Source organism: Plantactinospora sp. BB1 (assembly GCF_003030385.1).
GTDB lineage: Bacteria > Actinomycetota > Actinomycetes > Mycobacteriales > Micromonosporaceae > Plantactinospora.
Genome location: NZ_CP028159.1, coordinates 4,756,466 through 4,776,454, shown reverse-complemented (window position 1 = coordinate 4,776,454; position 19,989 = coordinate 4,756,466). Strand labels below are relative to the sequence as shown.

The window sequence follows — 19,989 nt, the reverse complement described above, 5'->3', positions numbered from 1 at the left end:
GACGGAGGCGACAGTGGAACGGACAGGCACGGCACGGATCGTCGGCCGGGGATCGGCGTGGATTCTCGCGCTGACGCTGGCCCTGATCGGGGCGTTGGCGAGCACCTTACCCGCGCAGGCCGGAGCGCGGGCGGCACGCGGCGCGCCCGATCTCCCCAACCTCACCGCCTCGGCACCGTCCGGCATCGCCAAGGCGACGCCGGATGCCGCCAAGCGGCCGGCAGGCGCCCAGCGGGCACTGCGCAAGCTCGACAGCACCGCGATGAAACTGGGTACGAAGGACGCGGGTACGGCCACCCGGAGGGTCGACGGCACCCAGGCGGAGGCTGCCGGGTGCACGCCGTACATCAGCGGATACGTGACCCGGGTCGGCCTCGACGTGCGGATCGACTACCTGGCGGAGATCGTCTGCAACTTCTACCTCGCCGGCGCCGGGCAGGCGTACCTGATCGAGCGGACGAGCGGCTCACCGTACAACGGGCAGGTGGTCGCCGCCGCCGGGGTGTTCAGCTTCGGCAACGACTACTACGGCTACAGCCTCGGCGCGGTGCTGATCGACGGCCGGGTCTACGACGGCGGCAGCCAGCTGGAGATCGGGTTCAACCTGGCGTTGCAGACGCTGGACGGATCCACCTGGGCCGGCTGCTTCCCGCTGCCGGCCGGGCAGCGCTACCTGAGCGGGTGTGCCGGCCTCGGCACTCCGACCATCTCCGTCTCGGTCGGTTCCGGAGTCTTCGGCACGGGGCTCGCGCCGAACCGGCTGGCGGTGCTGGCGAGCCTGACGCAGACCGGCTCCGACAGCTATGCCACCTGGGACGCGGCCCGGCAGAACCAGGCGATCCTGGCCGCGTACATGTTCGACTGGTCCAACGACGGCTGCACCGGCGCGCCGGACAACCCGCTCGGGTTCGCCTTCGAACTCTCCTGCATCCGGCACGACTTCGGTTACCGCAACTACAAGGCGGCGCAACGGTTCGCGGAGAACAAGGACCGGCTCGACCTCGCCTTCTACGGCGACATGCAGCGGGTCTGCGCGACCTACTCCGACGCGCTGCGACCGCCCTGCTACGGCCTGGCGACGATCTACTACGAGGCGGTCCGGATCTTCGGGCGCCCGAACGTCACCGACGCGCAGCTCAGGGCGGCGCAGGAGCAGATGCCGGAGGGTACGGCCGGCACAGCCCCGCTGGCCAGTACCGGCTGAGCACCGGGGCCGCAGCCAGCGGCAGGCAGCATTCCGGTAACCGGTCAGCGACAGCGGCAACGGTGCACGGCGAGCCTTCGAGCAGGCTCGCCGTGCACCCCGTTGCCCCACTCCGGCAGCCGGGTCAACCGGGGAGAGCGGAGATCGTCTTGACGAGGAACCGGCAGGCGTCCGCGATCTCGTGCCGGACATCGTGGTCGTCCACGTACTGGTAGCGGTCCAGATAGCGGCAGCCGGTGTCGCGGTACCCGAGCCGGAGATAGAGCCGGGCGGCGCGGACGTTCTGCTCCTCGACGCCCATCCCGATCCGGTGCCGGCCGCGGCGCGCCGCGAGGTGTTCGGCCGCACGGATGATCGCCGACCCGACGCCCTGCGACCGCCGCTCGGCAAGGACGGCCAAGCCGTTGATCTCCGGGCAGCCGGGGAACCGGTCACGGACGTCCGGATCTTTCGCCCCCTGCCACATGACCTCGCCGGAACCGACCGGAACGGCATCGAGGCAGGCGATCAGGAACGTGCTGGAACCCGCACGCTGCCGCTGGTAGCGGGCCTCGTGGTAGCGGTTCCGCCCGGTGGGGAAGTGCCGCTCCAGCACGGCGACGTCCTCCGGCCGGCACTGCCTGAGCGTCAGCCGCAGCCCTGCCGTACCCACCCGCAGCACGTTAGCCGGCACCGACCACCGGTACCAGGGGTCGGCCGACACCCCGCGGCTACGGGTGCTGGCGGGGTAGCTCGGTGGAGATCCGTCGCCACTCGCCCGGGGTGAGCCCGTAGGTGGCGCGGAACCGTCGGGTGAAGTGGGTCGGGTCGGTGAAGCCCCAGCGGCGGGCGACGGTCGCGATCGTACGGCTGCGGCTCGCCGGTCGCTGCAACTCCTGCCGGGCGCCCTGAAGTCGTTCGCCGATGATCCACTGCTCCAGGCTGAAGTCGGCCTCGGCGCAGATCTTGTAGAGGTGGCGGAGCGAGACGTTGTGCGCGGCGGCGATGGTGGCCGGGCGCAGGTTCGGATCGGCGAGGTGCTGGCGGACGTAGGCGCGGACCCGGGTCAGCAACGTCTCGGCGAGGACCGCGCGGCTGAGCGGCTCGACCCGGGCGGCCGAGACGAGCAGGGCGCGGAGCAGCTCGACGCTGGCCCGGCCGAGCGCGTCGGCGGCGGGGTCGAGGCTGAGCCGCTCGGCGTCCCCGACGAGCTGGCTGACGTGGTTGGCGACCAGGCCGTACAGCGGGCTGGTGCGCAGGTTCGCCGCCGCCCGGCGGATCAGGTCGAGCGGGAGGCCGACCTGGTCGATCGGGACCTGGATGCAGCCGGCCGCGCCCTCGCCGGACCAGGAGAAGTCGTACGCCGCCGAGAGGTCGACCATCAGCATCTCGCCGGGCGGCACGACCTGGCGGTACCCGAGTTGCTCGTGCCGGCCGTCGCCGAGCCGCTGCACGGAGAGCGCGATGACCGGGGCGGCGTCCTGGCGGGCCTGCTTGGGGGTGCGCAGCAGCCGGAGGCCGGTGGAGCGGGCGGTGAAGATGTTGGCGCCCCCGAGGTCCCACACCTCCAGCCGGGTCCGGACCTCGCCGTCCGGATCCTCGTGGATCACGTACGACGGGACGGACGCCTGCATCATCGCCGCGTAGATCGCGTCGACCCGCTCGTGAGGTGGTATGTCCGCCGTATCCAACACGAAGCCCATTTACCCCGCCCGATGTGCACGCTCAGCCGACAACGGTGCACGCACAGCCCCCGACCCGACGCGCTCCGCTCAATAGGTTCGCATGCGGGTGTTACGAGAGGGTGCCGTGCCGCAGGGGGCGGGGCAACGCCCGGATCGTCGCCCGACTCCTCATCAGCGCGAGCGCGGGAGTGTATGCATGCCCTTCGTCACCACCGCCGACGACACGCAGATCTACTACAAGGACTGGGGCGAGGGGCGACCCGTCCTGCTCAGCCACGGCTGGCCGCTCAACTCCGACAGCTGGGAGGCGCAGCAGCTCTTCCTCGCCGAGAACGGATACCGGGCCATCGCGCACGACCGCCGTGGGCACGGCCGCTCCACCCAGTCGTGGACCGGCAACGAGATGGACACCTACGCCGACGACCTGGCCGCCGTGATCGAGGCACTCGACCTGCACGACGTCACGCTGGTCGGCTTCTCGACCGGCGGTGGCGAGGTGACCCGGTACATCGGCCGGCACGGCACCGCCCGGGTCGCCCAGGTGGTGCTGGTCGCGGCCGTACCGCCGCTGATGGTGCGGACCGAGGACAACCCCGGCGGCGTGCCGGTGGAGGTCTTCGACGGGATCCGGGCCGGTTCGGTGACCGACCGTTCGCAGCTCTACCGGGACCTCGCCGACGGCCCGTTCTTCGGCCTCAACCGTCCGGGGGCGAGCGTCTCGCAGGGCGTGCGGGACGCGTTCTGGCGGCAGGGACTGCAGGCGGGACACCGCAACGCGTACGAGTCGATCGCCGCCTTCTCGGCCACCGACTTCCGCGCCGACCTGGACGCGTTCGACGTACCGACGCTGGTCATCCACGGCGACGACGACCAGGTCGTCCCCTTCGAGGTCGGCGGAAAGGCCTCCGCCGCCCGGATCAAGGGTGCGACGCTGCTCGTGTACCCGGGCGCACCGCACGGCATCACCGACACCCACAAGCAGCAGCTGTCCGAGGACCTGCTCTCGTTCCTGAGGAGCCTGCCATGACCAGCACGCCCGACACGATCGTCCTCGTGCACGGCTTCTGGGTGACGCCGCGCAGCTGGGAGCAGTGGATCGCGCACTACGAGGCGAAGGGCTTCCGGGTGATCGCGCCCGGCTACCCCGGCTTCGAGGTGGAGGTCGAGGCGCTGCGGGAGAACCCGCAGATCATCACCGACGTCACCGTGCCGGCGATCATCGCCAAGATCGAGGGGATCATCCGGGAGCTGGACCGCCAGCCGATCATCATCGGCCACTCGGCCGGCGGAGCCTTCACCCAGATCCTGCTCGACCACGGCTTCGGCGCGGCCGGCGTCGCGCTCAACTCCGCACCCACCGAAGGGGTACGGGTGGTACCGCTCTCCCAGGTGAAGTCGACGCTTCCGGTGTTGAAGAGCCCGGCCAACCGGCACCGGGCCGTCGGCCTCTCCTTCGAGGAGTGGAAGTACGCCTTCACCAACACGTTCACCGAGGAGGAGTCCCGCGCCCTCTACGAGCGCTACCACATCCCGGCCAACGGCGGCATCCTCTGGGGCAGCGTGCTCGCCAACTTCCAACCCGGCCACCAGGACACCTGGGTCGACTACCACAACGACAACCGGGCGCCGCTGCTCTTCGTCTCCGGCAGCGAGGACCACATCATGCCGCCCGCGATCCAGAGGTCGAACGCCAAGCACTACAAATCCAACACGGTCACCGAGATCGAGGAGTACCAGGGGTACGCGCACCTGCTGCCCGCGCAGAAGGGCTGGGAGGAGATCGCCGACCACGTTCTCGACTGGGCCCTCTCGCATGCCCGCTGACGTCCGCGTCACGCACATCGGCGGCCCCACCGTACTGATCGAGGCGGCCGGCTGGCGGCTGCTGACCGATCCGACGTTCGACCCGGCCGGGCGCAGCTACGCGTTCGGCTGGGGTACCTCCTCCCGCAAGCTCGCCGGCCCGGCCGTACCTCCGGACGCGCTCGGGCCGGTCGACGCGGTACTGCTCACCCACGACCACCACGGCGACAATCTCGACGAGGCCGGCCGCCGGTTCCTTCCCTCGGCCGGGACCGTCGTCACCACCGTGTCCGGCGCGGGCCGTCTCGGCGGCGGTGCCCGCGGCCTCGCGCCGTGGGCGACGACCACCCTGCGGGGTGACGGCCGGCCGTCGATCGAGGTCACCGCCACGCCCTGCCGGCACGGGCCGCCGCTGAGCGGGCCGATCGTCGGTGACGTCGTCGGCTTCGCCCTGCGCTGGCCGGGGCAGCGGCACGGTGCCCTCTGGATCTCCGGCGACACCGTGCTCTACGGCGGTGTCCGGCAGGTCGCCGGGCGGATCCCCGTCGGGCTGGCGCTGGTGCATCTCGGCGGGGTCCGCTTCCCGGTCACCGGCCCGCTCCGGTACACGATGACCGCCCGGGACGCCGTCGAACTGCTCGGTGCGGTACGCCCGCACACCGCCGTGCCGGTGCACTACGAGGGGTGGCGGCACTTCCAGCAGCCCCGTTCCGTCATCGAGGCCGAGTTCGCCGCCGCCGCACCCGAGGTACGCGACCGCGTCCGCTGGCTGCCGATCGGCACCCCCACCGAACTGGAGACCTGACCCGTTCCTCGGATTGGCCAACGACGCCCGGGCCTGCTTCGAGGCGCGCGAACGGGCCCGGGATCTGCTGGCGACGGATCCACCCACGGCCGGCAATGTGGTGGCGCGCCGGCCCGGCGGTGGCTACCGTGCCAGGGTCGCGGCCCCCTAGCCGATGGAGCGGGATTGACTCTGGACAACGATCCTGATCTCACCGAGGGATCGGCGACATCGATCGTCACCCAGGAACTCGGCGTCCGGGCGACAGGTGCGCGACGGGTTGCCGGTTCGGTTGGAAACGCGACCTTCGTGGTGCGGGTCGCCAGCGGCGGCGATGTGGTGCTGAAGGTCGGCAGCCGCGATCTGCTGACCGCCGAGTCGTGGGCCTGCGGTCGAGTCCGCGATGCTGGCATTCCCGCGCCGGAGGTCGTGACGCACCGGCTGGACACCGACGCGGTCGACACCGCGTTCATCATCATGCGGGTACTCCCCGGAGAGCCCACCCGCGACCTCGACGTCTGGCGCCAGGCCGGCAGATCGTTCCGCGCGGTACACGACATCGGCATCCCCGGGTACGGTGCGCTGGCCGTACGCCCCGACGAGGTCCGGGGCCGTCACGGGTCGTGGCGCGACGCGCTCGAGAGCGTCCTCGCGCGAATCCCGGATCTCGTGACGGCCGGTGTGCTGACGCGCGACCTGGGCGGTCACCTCGACCAGGCGATCAGGTCCTCGGGCATCATGACCTATCGAGAACCCGGTGTCCTGCTGCATCGGGATCTCAAACCGCAACACGTCTTCGCCGACCGGGCGCGACTGGCCGGGATCATCGACTGGGGCGATGTCGGCGTCGGTGACCCGATGCTCGACATCGCCCGCGTCTCCATGGCCGGGCAGGAGATCCTGTCGGCGTTCCTCGACGGCTACGGGCTGAGCCTGACACCCGAACTCGGCGACAACATCCGCGCCTATCGTCTGCTCTGGAACCTTGCGGCGCTCGCCTTCGAGTTCTCGGCCGGCGGCGACTGGTTCGACTTCTACCGGCGGAACATCCAGGCGGACCTGGGAGCCCGCGGATAGGCACCGACCGGCCGGCGTCGGCCGGGCCCAGTGCGGTCAGCAGGGCCGGTGCTTCGCGGCCGTGGGGCGCAGCAGCCGGTAGCCGCCGCCCTGCCGGGTCAACTGGAGGGTGAGATCCCAGCGCGTACAGGTCTCGTCCGGCCTGCCCTTCGGGCCGTAGCCGGCGGCCTGGTTGCTGGTGAAGGTCACCCGGGCCCGGACCGGGTCCAGCCGTGGGTCCACCTGCACCAGCGCGACGTCCGAGTCCTCGGTGCTGGACATCGCCGCAATGAAGGAGTCGCGGCTTTTCGGCTTCGCCGGGTCGACCACGCCGTCCGGGTCGTAGAGCGCGAGGAGGGTGTCCCAGTCCTTGTCGTTGATCGCCCGGAAGTAGCCGTCGAAGAACTCGGCCACCTCGATCACCTCGGCGCTGTCGCCGGCACCCGCCAGCCGGACCATACCGACCCGGTCACGCGGCGGCTCGGTGGAGAACCCGGTGCTCGGTGTCGCGGCCGTGCTCGGCACCGCCACCGGCGGCGGGACCACCCTCGTACTCGCACTCTCGTCCCGGGCGCCGTCGTCCGTCCGGCCGCCGACCCAGACCAGCAGCACACAGAGGGCGGCGACGATTGCCGCGGCGGCGACGGCCCAGCGCGCGGTCCCGGACCGTGACGTCCGGGGTGGAGCGGTGCCGCCCACCGGTCCGCCGGCCGCCCCCGGCACCGGGCCGCCGGTGGCGATCCGCCGCCGCTCCGAGCGCGGTCCCGGCTGCGGGGTGGGCACGATCTCGTCCGAGAGCGGCAGGACGGCGTCGAACGCGGCCGTCCACTCGGGCCAGTCGGGCCGCGCGTCCGGCTCCCGCCGGCTCCGGGCGGCGAGATCGGCGACGTCGGCGAAGAGTTTCCGCGCGGCCGTGAGTTCGGCCGGGTCGCGGGCGGCCTGATCCGACAGCAACAACCGGAGCACGAGCAGACCGAACTTGTACCGGTCACCCGCCTCGGTGCCGAGCGCCTCGCCCTCCGGCAGCCGCCAGTCCGGCGTTTCGACCTGCGGCGCCACGGAGTCGCCGTCGACGCAGACCGCATCGCAGTCGAGCAGGAAGCAGCGTGGCGGATCCACCGTCACCAGGACGTTCTTGGGGGAGAGGTCGCCCACCACGATCCGGTCGCCGTGCAGCACCGCGAGCATCCGGGCGAACTCGCGCAGCAGCCCGACCCGGTCGCGCTCCGAGACCCGCAGGCCGACCTTCGCCATGTACTCGATCGGGTTGAGCAGGAACTCCATCGCGAGTGGCCGGGGTCGACCGTCGCCCGGAAGGGTGAGCGTCACGGTGTATTCCGGCGGGGCCGGCGGCATGAGGAATCCGCGCAACTGCGCGCCGCGCCGGACGGCGGCGAGCGGCCACGCGGCCCGCTCGGCGAGCAGGGTACGCAGGTCGTCGCCGGCCGACGCGCGCAGCGCCACCAGCCGGTCGAGTACGTCGGCCCGCACCGAGGCGGTCGTCCCCGGGTCGTACTCCTTGAACGCCAGCCGTCCGGGGAAGATCCCCGGCGCCTCCACCAGCCGCACCCGGCCCTGCCCGCCGGAGCCGAGTTCCCCGACCACGGTGAGCGCGTCGACCTCGACCGGCCCGCCGATGACCACGCTCATCCCGCCGCCCCCGACCGCCGGGGACGCGGCCACACCGCGACGAGCGTCCGGTCGTCGTCGAAGGTGTCCCGGGAGAAGTCGAGCGCGTGGGCCAGCCCCAGCATCGGCGGTGGCCGGTCGAGCAGCGTGCCGAAGAGGTCGCCGACCAGGCCGGTACCGTCGCCGAGCGGATCGCCGAAACCGTCCGTTCCGATCAGCAGCACCGATCCGGTCAGCGACACCTCGACCGGTGCGATCCGCTCCGGCAGCCTGGGCAGGGCCGTCACCGCCGAGTCGACCATGCCGCCGCCGGAGTACTTCGACGGGAAGAGGCCGGTGAACCGGGAGCCGTCGAAGGTCCAGGCAGCGGAGTCACCGGCGCGGACCAGCTCGGCCGTCGCGCCGGAGCGGGTCGGCCGGACCACGCCGGTGACGATCGTCGTGCCGAGCCGCCGCTCCACGTCCTCGGCCCGCTCACCCGACCGCAGCCCGTACCGGCCGTGCCGCAGCAGCGCGTCGGCGGCGTCGGTCAGCACCCGCCGCCAGTCGACCCGGGTGCCACGGTCGAGTTCGTCCGCCAGCGCCTGGAGGGCGGCCTGACCGGCCAGCCTGGCGCCGACCTCGGCAGCCGTCGCACTGGAGACACCGTCCATGACCGCGAAGAGCACCGCTCCGGTCGGCCGGTGCAGCACGACACCCGCGTCGTCCTGCCGGTACTTTCCGGCGTACCGGTGTGCGTTCCCGCGCACCGAGGCCATCCGGACCACGAAGTCCGGCGTTGTCCAGCCGTCGCAGACCGTGTCGGGCTGACGTCCCGGCGCCGGCCGGGGGTCGAAGGGGTCGGTGGGCTCGTCGACCACGATCGGCGCCCACTGCCCGGGTTGCGGCGGGTTGTGGATCCTCGGGTACCCACCGGGGTCGGCCGACGGTTCGTCCCGGGTACTCCCGGCGGGGTTGGTGCGCGGATCGGCCGTCCGGCCGCGTCGCAGGAGCATCGTCACACCACGTCGATCGCCATGTGGAAGCCCTCCGGGCGGTCGACCCGGAGTTCGGCCGCGCCGTTCGCCATCGACCGGCCCGACTCGACCACGCTCTTGGTGAGCGCCGCGCAGAACTTCGCGATCGCCTGCCCGATGTCGGAGCCCTGGATGGAGACGAACGCGTACTCGGGACGCGTGGCGACCTCCAGGATCGTCCGCGCCTCGGCCCCGCCGATGCCGCAGGCGATGATGTTCGGCGCGCCGAGGGTCTGGTTCCGGTCGACGAGTTGCCGGTGGGACCGCCGCCAGTTTCCGCCGTCGCTGGGCTGACCGTCGCTGAGGAAGAAGACCGCCGGCCGGTGCACCGCGTACTCCTGCGACTTCAGGTGTCTGACATCGGCCGGGATCTGCTGGAGCAGCGCCTGGAATGCGGCGCCGAAGCTCGTGGCGCTCCGGCAGGCCAGCGGCGGCATCCCGTCGACCCGGCGCAGGTCGGCGAGGTGCATCCGCAGCACGGCGGTGTCGGAGAAGCCGATGACGGTGAAGCGCACCTTCGCCGCCGCCATCGGTTCGGCCAGCAGCGCCTGGTGCAGCGAGACGAGGCCCGCGTTCAGTTCACCGACGAGGTGCCGCATCGAGGCGGACTCGTCGGCGAGTACGTAGATCGGCAGTAGGTGCCCGCGTACGTCCGGCATGTGCTGGATCACTCTCCCTGGGGTGGCGGCGCAAGCAGTTCGGCGGCCGGGCGGAAACCGTCCGGCCCGGTGACGACGGAGTTCTGGTCGCCGTCGAGGACGGCGCGGCCGTATTCGACGACCCGGCGCAGGGCGAAGGCGCAGAATCGGCGGGCCGCCTCGGCGACGTCGCCGGCCGGGGCGACGAAGGCCAGCTCCGGCCGGGTCGCGATGCGCAGGACCGTCGGCGCCGAGGCCGGGCCGACGCCGCAGGCGATCAGGTCCGGGGCGTAGCGCTGACTGGCCCGGTCGGAGAGCCGGCGGTGCACGTCGGCCCAGGGCTGGTCCTCGGCGGGCCGGTCACCGGTGAGCATCAGCACCTGGGGGCGGCGCAGCGACGAGGTCTCCTCTTTGAGCGCGGCCGCGTCCCGTGGGATGCAGTCCAGCAGGCGGGAGAACGCGTCGGCGAGCCTGGCGGAACCGGCGCCGACCGTGAACGCCGGAAGCCGGACGCCCGGCCTCGCGGTGCTCAGGGGTATCCGGACGGCGGCCGTGTCGGCATAGCTCAGCACCGCCAGCCGGACCACCTCGGCGACCTCCGGGTCGGCGGCCAGGGTGTCGTAGAGCGAGCGCAGGCCGGCGTTGAGCGCGTCGATCCCGGCGGCCATCGCCGGTGACTCGTCGATCACCAGGTAGATCGGAATCAGGCCGGGCGGCCGGCTACCGGGCCGGTCCGCACCGTCCCCGGCCTCCGGCAGCGGTACGTCCCAGCCCGACGCCGTCGAGGGAGCGCTGCCCAGCGCGACGTGCGGGTACCCGGAGGCACCGCGGACGACCTCGTCGCGGACCTGGCCCATGTCGTACGCCTCGACCAGGTTCCGGCCGGCCATGTACTGGAACTTCTCCCAGTTCCGCTTGTCCGCCTTCTCCCGCTCGACGGCGAGCCGGGCCTCCATGTCGGCGGCCATCTCCAGGGCTCGGGCGGTGTCTCCCGGGTTGTTCTCCAGGTGCAGCGCGAGCAGGTCCTGCATGCTGAACGGCCGCCCGGCGAGCGCGTCGCGTTCCCGGGCCCGCTGTTCGATCGCGCCGCTCTGCCGGATCAGGTCGATGTTGTTCGCCCGCCGGGCCTCGTCCGCGTTGCGCTCGTGCTCGGCGGCCTTGACGACGTTGTCCCGCTTGGCCTCCTCTTCCCTCTGGAGGTAGGCGACCGCCGCCGCGTCGGGTTCCAGCCGGGCGCGGCACATGTACAGCTCGATGCAGCCGCCGATCGTCACACCGCGCCGGAAGCGGGCGTTGATGGCGTCCTCCGCCGCCTTGGCCTCCTCGATCGGGAAGGCGGCGGTGATGTCGCGGAACTCCGACATCAGATAGTCGGAGACCACCCGGAGCCCGTCCTGGATGTTGCGGCTCACGATCTGCCTCGGATCGGTCACCCGGAAGCCGACGTTCACCATCGTCGCGAAGTGGTAGATCCCGCCGCGCGCCGGCGGTGGCGAGCTGCGCAGCTCGATGGTGCGCTGGTGGTCGCTGAGGTCGACGTCGTACCTCATCCGGTAGCGGAGCAGGAGTTGGTCGCCGAGCCCGATCGGCCGGCCGCCGTCCAGGATGTCGATCTGACCGCCGGCCGTCACGTACACGGCGGCGACGTGCGGGTCGCGGACCCGTTCGGTGGCATCGAACCGCGATACCGGCCCGGACCTGAGGATCAGTTGAACGGACATGCTCGGGTTCACCTCGTGGAGTGTTCGGGGAGCAGCACGGCGTTCACCGCCTGCGCGACATTCGGCATCGGAATCAGGGCGTCCTCGTCGTCCCAGCGACGGGCCTGGCGGGTGACCACCGCGCCCGCCCACGGATCGGACTCGGCGACCGCCCGCACCAGCCGGGTGAACGCCTTGCGGATCGCGGCGTCGGACTCGGCGTAGCTGGCCCAGATGCGCAGCACATGCTCCGCGACCGAGCTGTAGCGGCTGCCGGCCAGGGTGCGGGCCCAAGACTCGATCAGCGGCCGGCGCAGGTGACCGTGACGGGTGGCCAGCAGCAGCAGCGTCGGCCACCTCGTCTTCGCGCCGTCCGCGCCGGTGACGTCGCTGAGCAGGTCCGCGGCGACGAACAGGAACATCAGCTGCGCGGTGTCCGTCCGCTTCGGATCTGCCAGGCACCGCTCGACGACGCCGTAGAAGAGCGGAAGGTACTGCTCCGGCTCCTCGGCCAGCAACGCCGCGAACCCTCGGCAGATGCCGAACTGCACCTGCAGGTCCGTGACCATGGCCAGCCGCTCCAGTGCCCGGACCGACCTGGTGGTGTCGGTACGGCCGAGCCGGGTGCCGTGTGCCAGCGCCGCCGTGGACTGCAACTCGGGACTGCCGGCCCGGTACCAGCCGTCGACGAGCCAGGTCACCGCGGTCTGCAACTCTGGCACCCCGGCCGCCACCCGGAGCACGTCGGCGACCGCCTCCCGGCGGTACGTGTTGTCACTGGCCGCCCACTCGTGCAGGACGGCACGGCGGACGTACTCGAAGGCGAGCGTCGCCAGGAAACCGACCGCCGTGCCCGCCGAGACGCGTATCTCGTCGGAGCGGTGCATCACCAGGTCGCCGAGCCAGTCGAGGATCTGGTCCTGGATCCGGTAACCCTTCCAGGCGCGTTCGATGACCCGGCGCGGATAGTCGGGGTTGCGGTACGAGATCTCGGTGGCCGGCGCGTACCCGTAGGGTGTCCGGATCGTCCCCTCCGTGGTGCGGGCCTGTAGCGTCCGCAGCAGCTGGATCGGCGGCATCCGGAAGGGATCCGGCCCGGCGACCCGGAGTGACGCGTCGTCGTCCACCACGAGCGGGCCACCGGCCGACAGGCGCTGGTGCAGCCGACGCGCGGCGGCGGCGACCTCCTCGAACGGCTGCCCGTCCAGCACCGCGAGGGCGATCGCGAAGCAGCGCAGCTCCAGGTCGGCGAGCCCGTCGAACCAGATGCCGAACTCGTCGACGTCCCGGCGCATCAGCATCGCCCGGATCCGGGCGACATCCACCGTCTCCGACTCGCGGCTGAGCAGCATCGCCAGGATGGCGGCGACCTCGCAGGTGATGCTGTCCCGGTCGAGCTTCTCCCTGACCAGCTCGGCCACGGCCGGCTGCGCCAGCAGTCCGTCGGCCCGGGTCTCGTCGTCGAGGCGATATCTCAGATGGGTACGCAGGATCTCCCGCCGTGGTGGCGCCGCGGGCAGGCTTATCCGGTGCCGGAGCAGGCTCTCGTCCCGGATCGGTGCCTCCGAGCCGACGGTGAGCACGAGCCGCGCGTCGGCGGCCCTGAGCGCCGCCTCCAGCCGGTCGAAGGTGGAGGCGTCGAGCCGCCCGACGTCGTCGGGCTGGCAGAGCAGGAAGGCGGTACCGCGCTCGAACCGGCGCGCGGTGAGTTGCTCCGCCATCCGGCTCAGGTCGATCCGGGGATCGAGTTGATAGATGACCTGGGATTCGACGCCGAGCAGGAGCCGGATCGCCATCGTGACCCGGCCGCCCCCGGTGACTCCCTGGAGCAGGACGCTGCGGCGGTCCTGGAAGTCGGCCCGGCAGGCGTCCCAGCGCTCCGGGAAGACGAAGGCGTGCCGGGCGTACTCCTCCAGGGTCGGCGCCAGCCTCGTCAGCGGCGCGCTCTGCTCCCCACCGGTGAGATAGAAGACGATCTTGTCGCCGGAGACGGCGTCGCCGCCGAAGCGCTGCTGCGCGTCGCGGACGAACTGGTGGCGGTCTGATCCGCGGCCCGGCTGGTCGGGCAGTTCGGGCAGCGCGTCGGCGCCGCCGGCCCGCTCGGTGCTCCCGGCGTCGCCTTCACCGCCCTGCTCCGGCGGTGTGGCCCCGGCCTCCGCGCCACCCTCGGGCGGCGGAGCGCCGCCGGCATCACCGGCGGCAGCGGGCCCGGCTGGTCCGCCCTCGGGTGCCGGTCCCGCGTTGGCCGGTGCCGCGGCCGGCTGGGCGGCCGCCGGTGATGCCGCTGCGGCGGGTGCGGCCGGTGCGGCCGCCGCGGCGGGTGCGGCCGGTGTCGGCGCCGTCCCGCTCATCGGTATCCCGCCTCGTCGCCGCGCACGACCTTGTTGCCGTTGACCCAGTCGCCGCCGACCTGCGGGCCGTGCACCGGTCCGTGGTTGTTGAACTGGACGCCGTGGTTGCCCGCCGGTGCCGGGCCGCCGCCGGCGGAATCCGGTGGGGAGGGGACGTCCGGCGCCGACCGGAGACCCGGCGGGGACGGGTACCCCGGAGCGTGTACCCAGCAGCGCTCCCTGCCGCCGGCGATCGGCACGGGCAGGTAGGTGGACGGATCGGCCACCAGCGGGTGCGCCCGCACCACGCCGTCGTAGAAGGCGTCCGGCAGTACGAGGACGAGGCCCGCCTTCGTCGCTCGACGCCGTACCTTGGCGACCGCCGGAAGGTCCAGGAGGTAGGCGAGCTCGTCGCAGACGTCCGTCCGGCCGCTGCGCATCGTCGAGTGGTGCAGTCCGGCGCGGACGCGCAGCGGACCGCTCTCCGGGACGGGTTGGTCGGTCAGGGCCGTCTCCAGCGCGCCGACCAGCCTGGAGAGCACCCGGATCGGCGGAACGGCCGCCGGGACGAAGAGTGTGAGCCTGGTCGGACGGGTCACCGTCTCGATGTCCGACATCTCCGCGTCCGCCGTGGCGCGGTCGATGGCCTGGTGCAGGGCGGCCACCTGCCACTCCCGGACCGGTGGTTCCAGTCGCAGCATCAGGACGGTGCCGTCCCGACCCGTCGCCGGCCCGGCGGCCGCAGCGGGCTCGCCCCGGGCGAGGGTGGCGAGTTCCTCGATCAGGAGGGGAAGGTCCCGCTGGATGCCCCGGGTGCTCAGCCACCGGTACTGCCGGTGCGCCAGTTCCGCGATGTCGTCCGGAAGGTTCTCGGCGCGGAGCACGGGTACCTCCCCGACCAGGACCGGGACGACGGGGATCCCCATCGACAACGCCGCGGCGATCTCCCGCCGTACGAAGTCCTCCGGCTGGTCGATGCGCCTGCGCCCGCGACGGTCCCGGGCCAGCCACCGTTTCCCGATGACGACCACCAGCACCACGCTCTTGGCGAGACTGCCCCAGAGTTCGGGACGGTAGTCGCGTCCCAGTTCGATCGATCGGTTGTCCCGGAAGACCCGCTTCGGGCCGATCGTCGCGCACAGTTTCTCGTCGATAAGGACGGCCACGGCCGCCTCGTCGTCGGAACGGTAGTTGATGAATACATCCGGCACCAGGAAATCCTTACTAGGATGGACTCATTCCCGATCGCCGCGGCCGATGGAGCCAGTGCATCCAGAATCGCGCGGAGTTGCCGGCCGCCGCGCTTTCAAACGATGCCAATCGTCCCAACGCCGCCAGGCCGGGACAAGCGGTTGTTGGGTCCTTCGGCAATGGACAACGGGAAACATGAGACGGATTCGGTACGGCCCGACGACGCCGATCATGTGGAGCGGCCCCGCTGGATCCCCGAAAGGAGACCGACGATCGGGAGCCTCGGCGCGGACCGGCTGCGGCGGAAGGCTGAATGACCGGCCGGGCGAGCGCGCCGGTCGGCCACAGTTGTCGTACCGGCGGACCGGTCCGCCCCGGCCAGCCCCCGTGCGAAGCTGGCGTCAGGCGCCGGGCGGCAATTGCGCTGACACCGGGCTGTCGAAAACGCGCATCCTCGGGAATCTCCTCGTGCGCCGCCCGTGACTCCGTAGCAGGTCCGGGTCGGTGAAAACCCGCCATGAATGATCTTCGCCGAGTACGGTACTACTGTCCGTAATGGGCAAACAGTCGATCAAGGTTGTTTCAACACTCGGGGACCTCGATGTCGATCCGCGCGCGGCAGCGGCTACTCAGCCTCGCCGCAATCAGCACCGTGACGATGCTCGTCGCGCCGGCCGCTGCGGCGGCACCGCCGTACCCGCCACCCCCACCGCCGGACTGGATGGTGGAGGACCCCCCACTGAAGCCCGACTGGGCAGAGGTGATCAAGGTGAAGCCCTTCAAGCCGGAGGAGCCGATTCACCTGGGCCACACCGGTGGGATCAACATCAGGTTGTCGTTGCCCACCCCGCACCGGCAACGAATGGGCGCGAACGGAAACAGCGAGCTGTACACCACCGCCGACGAGGAGGGCGAGGTTCGGTTCGCCGTGACGTTCAGCGAGGCGGGTACGGCGACGATCGAGGCCACCGGGCTGGTCTCGGAGATAACCAGCAGCATGGACCTCACGGCGGTGGAAGACCCGCTACCACGGCTGTTGACGGCGAACGACTCCGCGGAGCGCCCGCGCCCGGACGAGGAGGGCCGGAACAACCTGGCCCTGGCAGCGTCCACGGTACTGGCGGCACTGGCCGCCGGGACCGTAGCGATCTGGCTGGTGCGGCTGCGGCGACGGCATCGCTGATGTCCGGAACCCCGTAGGAGTCCGCCGATTCCGATGCCGGCGTCGCCGGCCTGGCGCCGCCCGGCGAGCGACCGGGGTCGGTCACCCGCCGGGCGGCGGAGGGGTGGGCGGAACGTCGGACGGTCAGCCGAAGGCGCGGGCCTGCCAGCTCGACACCTGGTCCGCCGGTAGCGCCTCGGGCAGGATGGCGATCCGGTCGACCTCACCGGTGAGCCGCTGGCCGCCGTCCTGGTCGGCGCCGAACCGCAGCTCCCGGGTGGCGCAGCCGACGATGCCGCCGTCGGGCACCTTGGCCGTACCGGCCTGCTGGCCGTCGAGGTAGACGACGATGTTACCGTCGTCGTCCATGGTGACGACCAGGTCGACGTACCGGCCGGTGGGCACGGTGGCGTTGCTGGTGACACCCGTACCGGAGCCGATGAACCGGAGCTGGTTGCCCGGGGTCAGGTCGATCAGGATCCCGTCGGTGCCGGGGTCGCCACCGGGCTGGAAGTCGAAGAGTCGCCGGTAGCTGCCGCTGGTGGTCACCTTGACCTCGGCCGCGAACGTCGCCCGCTCCAGATAGCCGAGGGTGGTCGGCGCGGTACGCAGGAACCGGTTGCCGTCGAGCACCAGCGCGCTGCCGGTCGGCCCGGCGGCGACGTACGCCCCGCCGGTCTGCACGGTCGCGGTCCGCCCGTTCGGCGAGTGGTCGGTCACCGTGTCGCCGGAGACCGGGTCCCAGGCCACCAGTGGCACGTCCGGGGCCGGTCGGGCACAGGGCGGCGGGACCGGCAGCGCGATCGACGTGCCGGCGGTGGCCCGCCATCTGTCGTGGGTCAGCCGCGCCTCGATCCGGTTAGGACCGGGTGCCGCCGCGCCGCCCGGGGTGACGGTGAACCGGTAGGTCTGCGTGTCACCCGGCCACAGCCGGGGCACCTGGACCCGACCCGGCCGGACCTGCCAGCCCGCCGGCAGCACCAGCTTCAGCGCCGAGGGCGGCACCTTCTGGTCACCGAGCGCGGAGACGGTCACCGAGACCGTCCCCGACTCGTCGGTCTCCAGCGTCGCCGGAGCGTCGATGGTGAAGCCGACCTGGGCGGTGGCGACGTACCGGTGGCCGGCCCGGGCGGTGAAGGTCAGCCTGTCGCCCTTCGCCGTCCCGTTCACCTTCCTGCCGGTACCCGCGTCGACCAGCTCGTACGGGCCGGCGAAGAGCGGACTGCGCACCGTCACCTCGCCGGCCCGGTCGGCGGTCAGCGCGATCTCGGTGGCGGCCCCGGCCGACCACGTCGTGTCGACGGTCAGCCCGCCCCGGGCCCGCAGTCCGCGTACCGAGCCGTCGCGCCACGCGCTGGGCAGCGCCGGCAGCACGTGTACCTCACCGGTCTGGCTCTGCAGCAGCATCTCGGCGATCCCGGCGGTCGCGCCGAAGTTGCCGTCGATCTGGAACGGCGGGTGGGTGTCCCAGAGGTTCGCCAGGGTGCTCTGCCGCAACTGCTCGACCAGCATCTTGTGCGCGTGGTCCCCGTCCAGCAGCCGGGACCAGAAGTTGATCTTCCATGCCTTGCTCCACCCCGTACCGCCGTCGCCGCGCGCGGTGAGCGAGACCTTGGCGGCGGCGGCCAGCTCCGGGTCGTCCAGCGCGGTGATCTGCGCGCCCGGGTGCAGGGCGAAGAGGTGCGAGACGTGCCGGTGCTGGTCGTCGGGGTTGTCCAGGTCCTCCTTCCACTCCTGGAGCTGCCCCCAGGAGCCGACCCGCAGCCCCGGGTCGAGGTTGGCCAGCGCGTCGCGCAGCTCCCGCCGGAACGCGTTGTCGCCGCCGACGATCCCGGCCGCCTCGATCGTGTTGGTGAAGAGTTCCCAGACGATCTGCTGCGACATCGAGGCACCGGCGGTGAAGTCGCCGTTTTCCGGCGAGTAGCTCGGCGAGACCACCAGCCTGCCGTCGCGCGGGTCGACGACCAGCTCGTCGAGCCAGAAGAGCGCCAACTCCCTCATCAGCGGGTACGCCCGCTCGCGGAGGAACCGGGTGTCGCCGGTGAACCGGTAGTGCTCGTAGTAGTGCTGGGCCAGCCAGGCACCGGCCTCCGGGAACCAGAACGACTGCGGATAGCTGTGCAGGCCGGTGAAGCCGTAGACGTTGGTCTCGTTGTTCACCACCCAGCCCCGGTTGCCGTAGATCTGCTCCGCGGTGACCCGGCCCGGCGGCACCATCGCGTCGACGTAGTCGAAGAACGGGGCGGTGGTCTCCGACAGGTTGGTGGTCTCGGCCGGCCAGTAGTTCATCTGGAGGTTGATGTTGACGTGGTAGTCGGCGTCCCAGGGCGGGTTGGTGACGTTGTTCCAGACGCCCTGGAGGTTCGCCGGCAGCGAGCCGGGCCGGGAGGAGGCGATCAGCAGGTAGCGGCCGTAGGCGAAGAAGAGCGCCTCCAGCGCGCGGTCCGCCGCCGACGCCCCGCCGCGATACTGCCGCAGCAGCTCGTCGGTGGGGATCGCCGGCATCTGCTGGCCGATGTCCAGGCGTACCCGGTCGAAGAGCGCCCGGTGGTCGGCGGTGTGCGCGGCGAGCAGCTCCGGGTAGGACTTCGCCGCCGCCGCGTCGACGGTGGCGGTGACCCGGGCGTGCGGGTCGGCTCCCCGGTACGTCGGGTACGTGCCGGCGTAGTCGGTGCCGGCGCCCAGCACCAGGGTGGCGGAGTCGGCCCCGGCCACCGTGACCGTGCCGTCGGTGCCGTCGGCGACCGTACCGCCGTCGGCGGTCACCTGGATCTGCGACTCGTATTTCAGCTTGTTGTCGTCGAGGGTGCCGGCGAAGGTGATCCGGCCGCCGCTGGCGGTGACGTTCTTCGAGCGGTTGTTCGGCGCGGTGACCCCGGCGGTGAAGCCGATCTTCCCGGGCTGGTCGGCGCCGAGCCGCACCACGAGTACCCCGTCGGGCTGGCTGGCGAAGTACTCCCGGGTGTAGCGCACCCCGTCGTGCGCGTAGGAGACCCTGGCGACCGCCCGGCCGATGTTCAGCTCGCGGCGGTAGTCGCTGACCGTGCCCGGGTCCTCGGTGAGCCGCAGCGACAGCTCCCCGAAGGTGTTGTACGACCCGAAGCCGCTCTTCGGCTGGCCGAGCCGGTTCGCCACCTCCTGCGGGCTGAGCCGGCCCCGCTCGTTGATCAGGCGCTGCACCTCCTCGATCGCGCCGGGGCGGGGCGAGGTCCAGTTGCCGAAGTTGTAGCCGCCGGCCGAGCCGGGGCCACCGGTCCAGAGCGTCTTCTCGTTGAACTGCACGGTCTCGGTGGCGACCCGGCCGAAGACCATGCCGCCGAGCGCGCCGTTGCCGATCGGCAGCGCCTGGGTCTCCCAGTCGGCGGCCGGTTCGTCGTACCAGAGGGTGAGCGGGTCCTCGGCGGAGGCCGCGCTGCCCGACGTGTGGTCGGGGGCGGCGGAGGCGGGGGTGCTGGTGGACCAGGTCGGCAGGAACGCGGTCAGCGCGGCCACCAGGGCGGCGGCCGTCCACCGACGCGGCGCGGGCCGCCGGTTGGGGTCATCCATTGCTGTCTCCGGGTCGTCCAGATGGGCCGGGGGAGAACTCTGGCGGGGCGGACGCCGCGGCCACGACCACGGGTCCGGCACGCATCCGATGTTTGGCGATGAGGTTACAAAGGACACCCGGGAGAAACAAGAGAAGATCTTGGTACGAGCTGCCTGTTCACCCGGGTATCCCCAGGTCGGTCCCGGGTTTCCGACGGCGATGACGGCGGTCCCGGGCGGGCGCCGGTAGGCCGGCGATTACCGTCCCGCTCTTGTGCCCCGGCGAG

Annotated in this window: 15 protein-coding genes; 6 read left to right on the top strand and 9 right to left on the bottom strand. The window is 71.8% G+C overall.

Features of this window, described 5'->3' with window-relative positions; translation table 11 throughout:
- Window positions 1-13: 13 nt before the first annotated feature.
- Window positions 14-1,204 (top strand): phospholipase, encoded by a 1,191-nt coding sequence (locus C6W10_RS20805; protein WP_234359239.1) that lies wholly within the window; start codon window positions 14-16, stop codon window positions 1,202-1,204.
- 124 nt (window positions 1,205-1,328) lie between these two features.
- Here C6W10_RS20805 and C6W10_RS20800 read toward each other — a convergent pair whose 3' ends face one another.
- A complete protein-coding gene (locus tag C6W10_RS20800; RefSeq protein WP_234361360.1) occupies window positions 1,329-1,877 on the bottom strand; it encodes a GNAT family N-acetyltransferase in 549 nt (182 codons plus the stop codon).
- A gap of 37 nt (window positions 1,878-1,914) precedes the next feature.
- Complete coding sequence (locus C6W10_RS20795) at window positions 1,915-2,877, bottom strand: helix-turn-helix domain-containing protein (RefSeq protein ID WP_199853704.1); 963 nt, start codon at window positions 2,875-2,877, stop codon at window positions 1,915-1,917.
- Window positions 2,878-3,064: 187 nt separating this feature from the next.
- Here C6W10_RS20795 and C6W10_RS20790 point away from each other — a divergent pair, with 187 nt between their 5' ends.
- The 4 genes from C6W10_RS20790 (at window position 3,065) to C6W10_RS20775 (ending at window position 6,532) form a co-directional block, all read left to right on the top strand.
- Window positions 3,065-3,895, top strand: a complete 831-nt coding sequence (locus C6W10_RS20790; protein WP_107259741.1) for an alpha/beta fold hydrolase — start codon at window positions 3,065-3,067, stop codon at window positions 3,893-3,895.
- A complete protein-coding gene (locus C6W10_RS20785) occupies window positions 3,892-4,692 on the top strand; it encodes an alpha/beta hydrolase (protein ID WP_107259739.1) in 801 nt (266 codons plus the stop codon). The genes C6W10_RS20790 and C6W10_RS20785 overlap by 4 nt, the downstream gene beginning before the upstream one ends.
- Window positions 4,682-5,476, top strand: coding sequence for an MBL fold metallo-hydrolase (locus tag C6W10_RS20780; RefSeq protein WP_107259737.1), 795 nt, complete (start codon window positions 4,682-4,684; stop codon window positions 5,474-5,476). The genes C6W10_RS20785 and C6W10_RS20780 overlap by 11 nt, the downstream gene beginning before the upstream one ends.
- A 165-nt stretch (window positions 5,477-5,641) precedes the next feature.
- Window positions 5,642-6,532, top strand: a complete 891-nt coding sequence (locus tag C6W10_RS20775; RefSeq protein ID WP_159104685.1) for a phosphotransferase family protein — start codon at window positions 5,642-5,644, stop codon at window positions 6,530-6,532.
- A gap of 36 nt (window positions 6,533-6,568) precedes the next feature.
- Here the strand turns inward: C6W10_RS20775 and C6W10_RS20770 are convergent, their stop codons facing one another.
- From C6W10_RS20770 to C6W10_RS20745, 6 genes are read right to left on the bottom strand one after another with little or no spacing between them, the layout of a single operon-like run.
- Window positions 6,569-8,161, bottom strand: a complete 1,593-nt coding sequence (locus C6W10_RS20770) for a hypothetical protein (RefSeq protein WP_159104684.1) — start codon at window positions 8,159-8,161, stop codon at window positions 6,569-6,571.
- Entirely contained in the window at window positions 8,158-9,135 is a 978-nt protein-coding gene (locus C6W10_RS20765; RefSeq protein ID WP_107259731.1) for a protein phosphatase 2C domain-containing protein, read from the bottom strand. The genes C6W10_RS20770 and C6W10_RS20765 overlap by 4 nt, the downstream gene beginning before the upstream one ends.
- A 2-nt stretch (window positions 9,136-9,137) precedes the next feature.
- Window positions 9,138-9,827, bottom strand: coding sequence for a hypothetical protein (locus C6W10_RS20760; RefSeq protein WP_234359241.1), 690 nt, complete (start codon window positions 9,825-9,827; stop codon window positions 9,138-9,140).
- Complete coding sequence (locus tag C6W10_RS20755; RefSeq protein WP_159104683.1) at window positions 9,824-11,515, bottom strand: hypothetical protein; 1,692 nt, start codon at window positions 11,513-11,515, stop codon at window positions 9,824-9,826. The genes C6W10_RS20760 and C6W10_RS20755 overlap by 4 nt, the downstream gene beginning before the upstream one ends.
- Before the next feature lie 8 nt (window positions 11,516-11,523).
- The gene (locus C6W10_RS20750; protein ID WP_107259727.1) at window positions 11,524-13,845 is read right to left on the bottom strand and encodes a hypothetical protein; all 2,322 of its coding nucleotides are present in this window, start codon (window positions 13,843-13,845) and stop codon (window positions 11,524-11,526) included.
- Entirely contained in the window at window positions 13,842-15,035 is a 1,194-nt protein-coding gene (locus C6W10_RS20745; protein ID WP_107259725.1) for a toll/interleukin-1 receptor domain-containing protein, read from the bottom strand. Before C6W10_RS20745 ends, C6W10_RS20750 begins: the two co-directional genes overlap by 4 nt.
- A 581-nt stretch (window positions 15,036-15,616) precedes the next feature.
- Between C6W10_RS20745 and C6W10_RS20740 the strand changes: the two genes are divergently transcribed.
- On the top strand, window positions 15,617-16,198 hold the full coding sequence (locus C6W10_RS20740; protein WP_107259723.1) for a hypothetical protein: 582 nt from the start codon (window positions 15,617-15,619) through the stop codon (window positions 16,196-16,198).
- Window positions 16,199-16,321: 123 nt separating this feature from the next.
- On the opposite strand, the gene C6W10_RS20735 is transcribed toward C6W10_RS20740, so the two are convergent.
- The gene (locus C6W10_RS20735; protein ID WP_107259721.1) at window positions 16,322-19,723 is read right to left on the bottom strand and encodes a glycoside hydrolase N-terminal domain-containing protein; all 3,402 of its coding nucleotides are present in this window, start codon (window positions 19,721-19,723) and stop codon (window positions 16,322-16,324) included.
- Window positions 19,724-19,989 lie beyond the last annotated feature (266 nt).

Excerpts from the sequence above, each read along its gene's own strand:
- C6W10_RS20770 (WP_159104684.1), bottom strand. The coding sequence starts at position 8,161 with ATGAGCGTGGTCATCGGCGGGCCGGTCGAGGTCGACGCGCTCACCGTG.
- C6W10_RS20750 (WP_107259727.1), bottom strand. The coding sequence starts at position 13,845 with ATGAGCGGGACGGCGCCGACACCGGCCGCACCCGCCGCGGCGGCCGCA.
- C6W10_RS20790 (WP_107259741.1), top strand. The coding sequence starts at position 3,065 with ATGCCCTTCGTCACCACCGCCGACGACACGCAGATCTACTACAAGGAC.
- C6W10_RS20785 (WP_107259739.1), top strand. The coding sequence starts at position 3,892 with ATGACCAGCACGCCCGACACGATCGTCCTCGTGCACGGCTTCTGGGTG.
- C6W10_RS20735 (WP_107259721.1), bottom strand. The coding sequence starts at position 19,723 with ATGGATGACCCCAACCGGCGGCCCGCGCCGCGTCGGTGGACGGCCGCC.
- C6W10_RS20755 (WP_159104683.1), bottom strand. The coding sequence starts at position 11,515 with ATGTCCGTTCAACTGATCCTCAGGTCCGGGCCGGTATCGCGGTTCGAT.
- C6W10_RS20765 (WP_107259731.1), bottom strand. The coding sequence starts at position 9,135 with ATGCTCCTGCGACGCGGCCGGACGGCCGATCCGCGCACCAACCCCGCC.
- C6W10_RS20780 (WP_107259737.1), top strand. The coding sequence starts at position 4,682 with ATGCCCGCTGACGTCCGCGTCACGCACATCGGCGGCCCCACCGTACTG.
- C6W10_RS20740 (WP_107259723.1), top strand. The coding sequence starts at position 15,617 with ATGTCGATCCGCGCGCGGCAGCGGCTACTCAGCCTCGCCGCAATCAGC.